Genomic DNA, 9837 nt, shown 5'->3' with positions numbered 1-9837 from the left:
GCGTCTGCCTGGCGCTACTGCGTTCCGCCTGTGTCTCGTTCTTCACGGCGGACGTCTTCCTCGCCCCACCGTTCCGCCTCTGAGGGGCACTGGCCGGTAGTGGCACTTCGGCTCTCGGTGGCAGGGGGCAGATCTTGTTGAGGGGCTGTGGTGAGGACGAGGCGAAGCCCCAGCCCGCGCTTCTCGGCCTCGGCTGCCGCCCGAGCCAGGCTCGCGTACCAGTTTTCCGCCGGGTCGATGCGGACGAGAATCTCGCCGGCTTCGGTGGTGGCCATCTCGGTGGTCGTCATGACGCCTCGCTCCTGGGCTCGTCGGCGTGCCGCGGGATCAGTTCGACGGGGCAGTACGCATGGTGCAGCAGGCTGTGCGTCACGCGCCCCAGGGTGCGCCCGAGGTAGCCGGGCGAGCGGCGCCCACCCATGACCAGCAGATCGGCGTGGCGGGAGGCCTCCACCAGCACCCCGGCGACGGACACACTCCTCTCCGCGTCCGCCTGGACCGTCAGCGAGGGGCACTCGGCCCGAATCTGCTCGGCTACGACCTTCAAGCTCTGCCCACGGTGGCCGGCGACCCCGTTCTGGCCATCGGCTGCTCCCGCCGCGGATACGACGGACTGCAGGACGCCCTGTACGTACAGCAGCCGCAGCGAGGCCTTGCGCAGCTCGGCTTCACGCGCGGCGTGACGGACGCAATCGAGATCGCGCTCGTCGCGCACGGCGGCCAGCACGACACCGTTCACGGCCTCGTGCTCGCTCCCCCGCACGACGATCACGGGGGTACGAGCGTCCGCAGCGACCTTGAGGCCGACCGAGCCCAGGGTCAAGGAGCTGAATCCGCCCGGTCCCCGGTTGCCGACGACGAGGGTCCCGCGGTCGCTCGCGGCCCGGCGCAGGCTCATCGCAGGCCCGCTACGGCTGAACTCCGTCGTGACCGAGAGCGCGGGATGCCGGGCCTGCACGGCCTCGGCCGTAACGTCCAGCAGTTCACGCCCTGCGACACGGACCCGTTCCATGTCGTCGTCCGAAAGCTCGAGGACCCGGCCGTCGACGTCGGACCCGTACACGATGTGCAGGGGGCGACGGCGCCGCGCAGCCTCGTCCGAAGCCCAGAGCGCCGCCCACCGGGCAGGCTCGGACCCATCGACACCGACGATGACCGATCCGAGGTCCGGACTTCTGCTGTTGTTCTCCATAGCTCCTCCTCGCCGACCGCTATTGGGGGCAGCTCCACGCTGACACCCCAGCGCCGGACAGAAGAGGGGCCCTAGGTACCTCGTCGGGGCCGAAGGTCCCCACCAAGGGTTCTGCTCGTCTCCATATGGAATTCGACCGTTGCCACAAGACCGTGTCGGACGGCTCGGCAGCGCACCCGATCAGCTCGCGGTCGCCACAGCCTGCCCGGTACAGCACCGTCTCGGCGCAGACCGGGCTTGGGCCACCGATGTCGGCGGAGCATGCGCGGGGTTCCTCGACGCCTTCAAGACGGCCCGCGACATCCTCGCCGCATCCCACCCCGATGGACGCGCGGTGGTCATTGGAGCCGAGATGTTCTCGACTCCTAACCGACCCACCCAGCCAGCCTGCGGCCCCGGATCACCGCCCGGGCGGCCCCCATGCCCGTACGCGGCTCACCGCCGCATAGCGGATTCGGCGGCGGCCGGTTCAACGGCCAGCCGCTAATGCAACGGCACACGACGTGCTCGGCCTCGGCGGTGCCCAGGCGCAGGGTCGGCGGAAGCGACTCTTCCGGACTTCGCCGAGGAAGGGGGCAGCGCCGCAACTGCCAGGCAGACTGCTCTGCTAGCCGTGCCTTCTCGGAGCGCGGCCAGGGGCACGACCGCCTCGCGGACGACGGACAGGTACGCGGTCCAGTCTGCGATCGGTCCCGGTGAGGCCTACCTCCACCGAGCCCTCCGGCGAGACGAAACCGAGCTTGACGACCTGGCCCAATCGACCGTGCGGACGCCGAGCCGCCGCGCGGCTTGGTCCGGGTCGAGGGGGACGTGCCGGTCGAGCAGACCGGCCCCGTCGTCGGCTGCCGCCGCACCCGCCGCGTCGTCTCCCGCGACCTGCCCAGGATCAGACCGCCCGAAGGTCTCCGCCCTGAAAGGCCTACCGGATGGCCAACCCCGTGATCGACGGGAAGCGGGCCGACTCTGCCCGCCGCCGCGAACGCGTCCTGAAGGCCATCGACGCCGCGGTGAAGTCCGGCGGGGACATCACCATCTCCGGCCTCGCCCCGCACGGCTCAAGTCGACCGGACATTCCTCTACCGCCATCCCAACCTGCTCGAACGCGTCCACGTCGCTGCCAGCGCACCCACGGGAGATGGGCGGATGGCGGCGGTGTGCCGGACGTCCAAACCAACCTCGCGAACGCGCTGGAGGCCAACAAGCGCCTTACCGCACGGGTCCGGCAGCTAGAACGGCGCCTGTCGTGTCAGCTCGGCACAGGGTCTGCACCCGAACGGGGTTGCCGGCCATCGGTGTACCCGGGCTGCGCCCCACACTCGGCGTTCGGTGCGCATGACCTTCCTCGTAGCGTGGAGGCGGCTGCAAGGAGAAGTTGATGGTCACGGGCCGGAAGAGGCGTCTCATGTGGCGCGCATCCGGCTGGTTCAGTGTGCCCGCAAGCCGTGCGCCCGGAACTGGTCGCGAACGCGCTCGACCAGTGCGGCGTCCGGAACCGGATTGTCGCGGAGCGGGAAGGGGATGCCGAGCGAGTCGTACTTGTGGGTACCGAGTTTGTGGAAAGGCAGGACGTCGACGCGGTCGACGTTGTCCAGTTCCGCGAGGAAGCGGCCCAGACCATCGATGGCAGCCGGATCGTCGGTCCAGCCGGGGACCAGGACGTAGCGGATCCAGGTCGGGACGCCGAGACGGTTCAGCCGGGTGGCGAAGTTGAGGGTGGGTGCAAGGTGGCCGCCGGTCAGGCGCCGGTAGACGCCGGCGTCGAAGGACTTGATGTCGAGCAGGACCAGGTCGGTATCGGCCAGGAGTGCGTCGTCGGTGCGAGTGCCGAGGGCGCCGGAGGTGTCCAGTGCGGTGTGCAGGCCGAGCTCCTTGCAGCGTCGGAACACCTCGGCGGTGAAGGCGGACTGGAGCAGAGGCTCGCCTCCGGTCAGCGTCACGCCTCCACCGGCCAGGGTGGTGAACTGCCGGTACCGCTCAATGCGCCCCACCACTTCGTCCACGGTGACCGGCTGCCCGTCGCGCATGTGCCAGGTGTCGGGGTTGGCGCAGTACAGGCAGCGCAGCTGACAGCCACTGAGGAAGAGAACGAACCGGGTGCCGGGCCCGTCCACGCCGGTGGACAGGTCCCAGGAGTGGATGCGGCCCGTGGTCATCGCGCACCGTGGAAGGTGCGGTTGATGACGTCGAGTTGCTGTTCGCGCGTGAGGCGGACGAAGTTGACGGCGTAGCCGGAGACGCGGATGGTCAGGTCGGGGTAGTTGTCCGGGTGTTCCATGGCGTCCTCGAGGGTGGCTCGGTCGAGGACGTTGACGTTCATGTGGAAACCGCCTGCGGCCGTGTAGGCGTCGAGGATTCCGACGAGGTGTTCCGCACGTTCGGCCGGATCGTGCCCCAGGCCCTCCGGTGTGATGGTGGACGTCAGGGAGATGCCGTCGCGGGCCTGGTCATACGGGATCTTCGCGACCGACAGCGCCGATGCCGCCATCCCGTGTCGGTCACGTCCGTTCATCGGGTTTGCGCCCGGGGCGAAAGGCGTACCCGCACGGCGGCCGTCGGGGGTGTTGCCGGTGTGCTTGCCGTAGACGACGTTGGAGGTGATGGTGAGCACCGACTGCGTGTGCTCGGCCCCCCGGTAGGCCGGGTGGCGGCGCACCTTGGCCATGAAGGAGCGGACCAGGTCGACCGCGATGCGGTCGGCGCGGTCGTCGTCGTTGCCGTAGGTCGGGTAGTCGCCCGCGACGTGGTAGTCGACGGCGAGCCCGGTGGCATCCCGAATGACCCTGACACGGGCGTGCTTGATGGCCGAGAGGCTGTCGGCCGCCACGGACAGCCCAGCGATGCCACAGGCCATCGTCCGATGCACCGGGTGGTCGTGCAGGGCCATCTCGAGCCGCTCGTAGGCGTACTTGTCGTGCATGTAGTGGATCACGTTGAGCGCGTTGACGTAGGTCGCGGCGAGCCAGTCCAGCGTGCGGTCGTACGCGTCGGCCACATCGGCGTAGTCGAGCTGCTCGCCGGTCAGCGGGGCCGTCGCCGGGGCGACCTGCTCGCCGTTCATCTCATCGCGGCCGCCGTTGATGGCGTACAGCAGCGCCTTGGCCAGATTCACACGGGCACCGAAGAATTGCATCTGCTTGCCCACCGCCATCGCGGAGACGCAGCAGGCGATCGCAGTGTCGTCGCCGGTGCGGGGGCGAAGGAGGTCGTCGGACTCGTACTGGATGGAGCTGGTGTCGATGGATGTCTGGGCGCAGAACTGCTTGAAGCCCGCCGGCAGTCGGGGGGACCACAGCACGGTCAGGTTGGGCTCGGGGGCGGGGCCGAGGTTGTACAGGGTCTGGAGAAGGCGGAAGGACGTGCGGGTGACCAGGGGGCGGCCGTCCTCTCCGATGCCGCCGATGGACTCGGTGACCCAGGTGGGGTCGCCGGAGAACAGCGCGTCGTACTCCGGTGTGCGCAGGAACCGCACGATCCGCAGCTTGATCACGAAGTCGTCGATGAGTTCCTGGGCGCGGCTCTCGTCGATGTTCCCTTCGTCGAGGTCACGCTGGAGGTAGATGTCCAGGAAGGTGGAGGTGCGGCCCAGGGACATCGCCGCGCCGTTCTGCTCCTTCACGGCGGCGAGGAAGCCGAGGTAGAGCCATTGGATGGCCTCGTGCGCGGTGGCTGCGGGACGGGACACGTCGCAGCCGTAGGAGACGGCCATCCGTTCCAGCTCGCCCAGTGCCCTGATCTGCTCGGCCAGTTCCTCGCGGTCGCGGATCACGTCGGCCGTGGACGGTGTCTCGTCGAGCCGGGTCCGCTCGGCTCGCTTGGCCTCGATCAGCCGGGCGGTTCCGTACAGCGCGACGCGGCGGTAGTCGCCGATGATGCGGCCTCGCCCGTAGGCGTCTGGCAGGCCGGTGATGATGCCGGCCCTGCGGGCGCCCAGCATTTCGGGGGTGTAGGCGTCGAAGACGCCGTCGTTGTGGGTCTTGCGGTACGTGCCGAAGACCTTGGTGACGAACGGATCCGGTTCGAAGCCGTACGCGCGCAGCGCGTTGTCCACCATCCGCAGCCCGCCGTTGGGCATGATCGCCCGCTTCAGCGGAGCATCGGTCTGCAATCCGACGATCAGTTCCAGGTCGCGGTCGATGTAGCCGGGCGCGTGGGAGGTGATGGTGGACGGCATGGCGGTGTCCACGTCGAGCACACCCTTGCGGCGCTCCTCCGGGAAGAGCGCGGTGACGGTCTTCCACACGGTGCGGGTGCGCTCCGTGGGACCGGCGAGGAATGCGGCATCGCCCTCGTAGGGCGTGTAGTTGGCCTGGATGAAGGAACGGACGTCGATGTGTCGCTGCCACTCCTCGCCGGTGAGACCACGCCACGACCGGGTGACGAGGGGGCCGGGGTCGGCAGAGTGCTGGACGGTCACGGTCATGTCGTCATCTCCTGGGCCGGGACGGAGGCGAGGTGGGCGATCGCCCTTTCTCACTGCTGATGGTTCCCGCCGACTGTGTCGCCGGCCAGGGTCGAAGAGGCAACGAGGAGCCCGCTGACCGGCCCCGGTGAGCGGGGCGGAGAGGGCCTGTGGTCCCGTCGGGGCGAGGGACCATGGGCCCTCCCGCAGAGCGTCACGAGCCCAACCCGGCAGCCGCGGCGGGTACGGGTCCATGACGACGCGGCTCTCCGCGCCCCCGGGCAGCACGGTGCGGGGGCTATGCGCTCGCGTCGGTGCCGTTCACTTCCAGGGCTGCCCGGCCGGCCTCAAGGCGGGCGACCGGGACACGGAAGGGCGAGCAGGAGACGTAGTCCAGGCCGGCCCCGTGGAAGAAGTGGACCGAAGCGGGGTCCCCTCCATGCTCCCCGCACACGCCGATCTTCAGGTCCGGGCGAGCTGCCCGGCCCTCCTCGACGGCGATCCGCACCAGCCGGCCGACGCCTTCACGGTCGATCGTCTCGAACGGGGAGACGGGGAAAACGCCCTTGTCGAGGTACGCGGAGAAGAACGCGGCTTCGACGTCGTCGCGGGAGAATCCCCAGGTGGTCTGTGTCAGGTCGTTCGTGCCGAAGGAGAAGAACGCCGCCTCCTTCGCGATCCGGCCGGCGGTGAGAGCCGCCCTGGGCAGTTCGATCATGGTTCCGACCGGGCAGGTGACGTCGACGCCGGTCTCCAGCGAAACCTCTGCCAGGACCCGGTCCACTTCCTCCCGTACGAGGTGGAGCTCCTCGACCGCGTCCACCAGCGGGACCATGATCTCCGCCCGAGGGTCGCCGCCCGCACGCCTGCGCGCGACGACGGCCTCGGCGAGGGCCCGTACCTGCATGGCCACCAGCCCCGGCACCACCAGCCCCAGGCGCACGCCGCGCAGGCCGAGCATCGGGTTCTCCTCGTGCATGCGCGTGACGGCCGCCAGGAGTTCGCTGTCGTGCGGATCGGCCGGTGTGCCGAGCGCTTCGCCGCGTGCGAGACGGACGGCGAGTTCCGTGCGGTCCGGCAGGAACTCGTGAAGTGGCGGGTCGAGCAGCCGGACGGTGACCGGCAGGCCGTCCATCGCTTCGAGGATGCCGATGAAGTCGTGCCTCTGGAGCGGCAGCAGCGCCGCGAGTGCCGCCTCTCGTTCGGTGTCGCCGTGCGCAAGGATCATCGCCTCGACCAGGGGGCGCCGGTCGCCGAGGAACATGTGCTCGGTACGGCACAGGCCGATCCCCTGGGCACCGAAGCGACGGGCGCGGGCCGCGTCCTCGGGGGTGTCCGCGTTCGCCCGGACCTCCAGGCCCCGCACGGCGTCCGCCTGCCGCATGAGCCGGTGCACATCACGCACCGGCTGCCGGGCCGTGCCGTCGGCCGGCAGCACGCCGCCCTCCTCGAAGTACCGCATGACGTCGGAGTCGACCAGGGGTACGGAGCCGAGGCGCACCACGCCTTCCGACCCGTCGACGGAGACGACCGTGCCTTCGGGGACCGTCACGCCACCGGCGCTGAAGCGCCGCTCCCGGGTGTCCACGACGATGCCCTCCGCCCCGCACACGCACACCTTGCCCATGCCGCGCGCGACGACCGCGGCGTGGCTGGTCTTCCCGCCCCGGCTGGTGAGCACCGCCTGGGCGGCGACCATGCCCGGCAGGTCGTCGGGCGTCGTCTCCTGACGTACGAGAACGACCTTCTCGCCGGCGGCCGCCCTGCGGACCGCTTCCGCGGAGTCGAATACGACGGCGCCCACGGCCGCTCCCGGTGAGGCGGGCACGCCCCGCGCGATGACCTCGCTCGAGTCCGTGGTGGCGAAGCGGGGGAACATCAGCCGTGCGAGCGCCTCGCCGCCGACCCGGCCCAGCGCCTCCCGCTCGCTGATCAGTCCTTCGTCGGCGAGCTGGGAGGCGATGGCGAAGGCGGCCTGGGCCGTGCGCTTGCCGACGCGGGTCTGGAGCATCCACAGTGTGCCGCGCTCGATGGTGAACTCGATGTCGCACAGATCGCGGTAGTGGGCCTCCAACCGGTCCATGTAGCCGCGCAGTCGCGCGAACGACGCAGGGTCGAGACCGGCCAGGTCCTGGAGGGGCACGGTGTTGCGGATGCCGGCGACGACGTCTTCCCCCTGGGCGTTGGGCAGGTAGTCGCCGTAGACGCCCGGTCGGCCGGTTGCCGGATCCCGGGTGAAGGCGACGCCGCTGCCTGAGTCCGGACCGAGATTGCCGAAGACCATGGTCTGGATGTTGACCGCGGTGCCGAGATCGTCCGGGATGTGCTCGCGTCGGCGGTACAGACCTGCGCGCTCACCGTTCCAAGAGGTGAAGACGGCGAGGACCGCCCGCCGGAGTTGCTCGGCCGGATCCTGCGGGAATTCCTCCCCGGTCCGCTCGTGGATCAGGTCCTTGAAGGTTTCGACGATCCGGATGAGGTCGCAGGTGTCCAACTGCGTGTCGTCGCCCCGGCTGTGTTGCTGCTTGACGGCGGCGAGCGCCGCTTCGAAGTGGGAGCCGTCGACGCCCATGACCGTACTGCCGAACATCTGCACGAGGCGCCGGTAGGAGTCCCAGGCGAAGCGTTCGCGCTCGGGGGTCTTGGCCAGGCCCAGGACCGAGAGATCGTTCAGCCCGATGTCGAGGATGGTCTCCATCATGCCCGGCATCGAGAACCTCGCCCCCGAGCGGACGGAGAGCAGGAGCGGGTCGTCCACCTGGCCGAGCCGCTTCCCGGCGGCTCGTTCCAGCGCCGCGAGATGCTCGCCGATCTGCCGGTCGAGGCCGTCCGGAGCCTGCCCCGTGGCGAGGAAGATCCGGCAGGCTTCGGTGGTGACGGTGAAGCCGGGCGGCACGGGCAGGCCCATGCGCGCCATCTCCGCGAGGTTCGCTCCCTTGCCTCCCAGGAGACCGGCCATGTCCCGGCCGCCCTCGGAGAAGTCGTACACATAGGTGGTCATGGCTGCTCGCCTGTCTCTTCGGTGGATGTCGGGTCCCGGGAAGTGGGGCGGCATGCCGCACGGTAGCGGCCGGTTCGGTCGGTCAGTCGTGCGGCACGACCGTGACGGGAGCCAGGGAGTGGTGGATGACGGCGTGGGTGACGGCCCCGATGTGCGTGCCGATCCGCGCACGCCGGTTCCGGCGACCCACCACGACCAGCCGGGCCCCTCGCGAGGCTTCCGCGAGGTCCTGCGCCGGCCGGCCCTGGCGGCATTCACGGACGACGGACACACCGGGGTATTTCTCCGTCCACGGGGCCAGCACCTCGTCGAGCGCCCGGCGCGCGTCCTGCGCGACTTCCGCCCACATCAGTTGCAGGGCGGCGCCCATGTCGGCTCCGTAGAGCGACGGAACGGCCCAGGTGTGCAGTACCCTCAGACCGCAGCCGTACCGGTCGGCCGCCGCGAAGCCGAAGGCGAGCACCTCGTCGCCGGGTGCGGACACGTCCAGGCCGACCACGACCTCTCCGGCCGGCCCGTCCTCCCCCGCAGCCGGGCCGTTGTGCGGGCGGACCAGGACGACCGGGCGCCAGGTGCGGGCGAGCACGGCCAGCGACACGGACCCGGCGAGGAAGCCGGCCAACCCGCCCAGGCCACGGGAGCCAAGCACCAACAGCTCCGCCTCGTCCGCGGCGGCACACAGCTCCTCCACCGGGTCACCGCAGACCCATTGCGTCTCGGTCCGCAGACCTGGGTGGCGTCGGCGCAGTCGCCTCACCGCCGTACCGAGCGCCCGCTCACCCCACGCCTGAGCGGTCGCCGGGGCCACCAGGCGCGTACGCGGATCGTCGTCCTTGCTCCAGACCTGGAGAATCCGGAGCGGCGCCGCGCGGCGCACTGCCTCCCCGGCAGCCCAGTCCACGGCGGCGAGGCTCTCACGGGATCCGTCGAAGCCGACGGTGACGGTGCGGGACATGAACGGCTCCTCGGGAGAACGGGGAAGGGCCTTGCATCTCCACAGTGACCTGCCCACGACCCACCCGCCGAGGGGCCACAGGTCCCTGCTGCGGGTCCTGTAGGCCCCACACGACCGCACACCGCCGGGCGGTCGGTCGCCCATGCAGTTCTGGCACCACGCCCGCTGCCCCGTAGCTGTCGTGCCGCACGCCTGACGGCCCCGCCCCGCTTCGGGGACGGCCCCGGCCGGCCTCTCCGGCAGACATGCGGAAGCGGCCCGGGCCCGCCGCCGCGAAGGACGGCCGGCCG

General features: G+C 70.4%; 6 protein-coding genes. All 6 read right to left on the bottom strand.

Going from position 1 to position 9837, the window contains the following annotated elements; all coding sequences use genetic code 11:
• Positions 1 to 14: 14 nt before the first annotated feature.
• Positions 15 to 290: a hypothetical protein gene (locus ACWGE1_RS37435; protein ID WP_266607101.1), complete on the bottom strand. Its 276-nt coding sequence runs from the start codon at positions 288 to 290 to the stop codon at positions 15 to 17.
• Positions 287 to 1192: a universal stress protein gene (locus ACWGE1_RS37430; RefSeq protein WP_453424933.1), complete on the bottom strand. Its 906-nt coding sequence runs from the start codon at positions 1190 to 1192 to the stop codon at positions 287 to 289. The genes ACWGE1_RS37435 and ACWGE1_RS37430 overlap by 4 nt, the downstream gene beginning before the upstream one ends.
• A gap of 1424 nt (positions 1193 to 2616) precedes the next feature.
• A complete protein-coding gene (gene pflA / locus ACWGE1_RS37425) occupies positions 2617 to 3345 on the bottom strand; it encodes a pyruvate formate-lyase-activating protein (protein WP_453424932.1) in 729 nt (242 codons plus the stop codon).
• Positions 3342 to 5612 (bottom strand): formate C-acetyltransferase, encoded by a 2271-nt coding sequence (gene pflB, locus ACWGE1_RS37420; RefSeq protein WP_453424931.1) that lies wholly within the window; start codon positions 5610 to 5612, stop codon positions 3342 to 3344. Before pflB ends, pflA begins: the two co-directional genes overlap by 4 nt.
• A 277-nt stretch (positions 5613 to 5889) precedes the next feature.
• Positions 5890 to 8592, bottom strand: a complete 2703-nt coding sequence (gene ppdK / locus ACWGE1_RS37415) for a pyruvate, phosphate dikinase (RefSeq protein ID WP_453424930.1) — start codon at positions 8590 to 8592, stop codon at positions 5890 to 5892.
• An 82-nt stretch (positions 8593 to 8674) separates the two neighbouring features.
• On the bottom strand, positions 8675 to 9547 hold the full coding sequence (locus ACWGE1_RS37410; protein ID WP_453424929.1) for a universal stress protein: 873 nt from the start codon (positions 9545 to 9547) through the stop codon (positions 8675 to 8677).
• Positions 9548 to 9837: the final 290 nt, after the last annotated feature.

The sequence above is a fragment of the Streptomyces sp. NPDC054932 genome, from assembly GCF_053610205.1.
This window is presented reverse-complemented; position numbering and strand designations above follow the sequence as displayed.

Coding starts and splice junctions, on each gene's coding strand:
- ACWGE1_RS37435 (WP_266607101.1), bottom strand. CDS start 290: ATGACGACCACCGAGATGGCCACCACCGAAGCCGGCGAGATTCTCGTC.
- ACWGE1_RS37430 (WP_453424933.1), bottom strand. CDS start 1,192: ATGGAGAACAACAGCAGAAGTCCGGACCTCGGATCGGTCATCGTCGGT.
- pflA (WP_453424932.1), bottom strand. CDS start 3,345: ATGACCACGGGCCGCATCCACTCCTGGGACCTGTCCACCGGCGTGGAC.
- pflB (WP_453424931.1), bottom strand. CDS start 5,612: ATGACCGTGACCGTCCAGCACTCTGCCGACCCCGGCCCCCTCGTCACC.
- ppdK (WP_453424930.1), bottom strand. CDS start 8,592: ATGACCACCTATGTGTACGACTTCTCCGAGGGCGGCCGGGACATGGCC.
- ACWGE1_RS37410 (WP_453424929.1), bottom strand. CDS start 9,547: ATGTCCCGCACCGTCACCGTCGGCTTCGACGGATCCCGTGAGAGCCTC.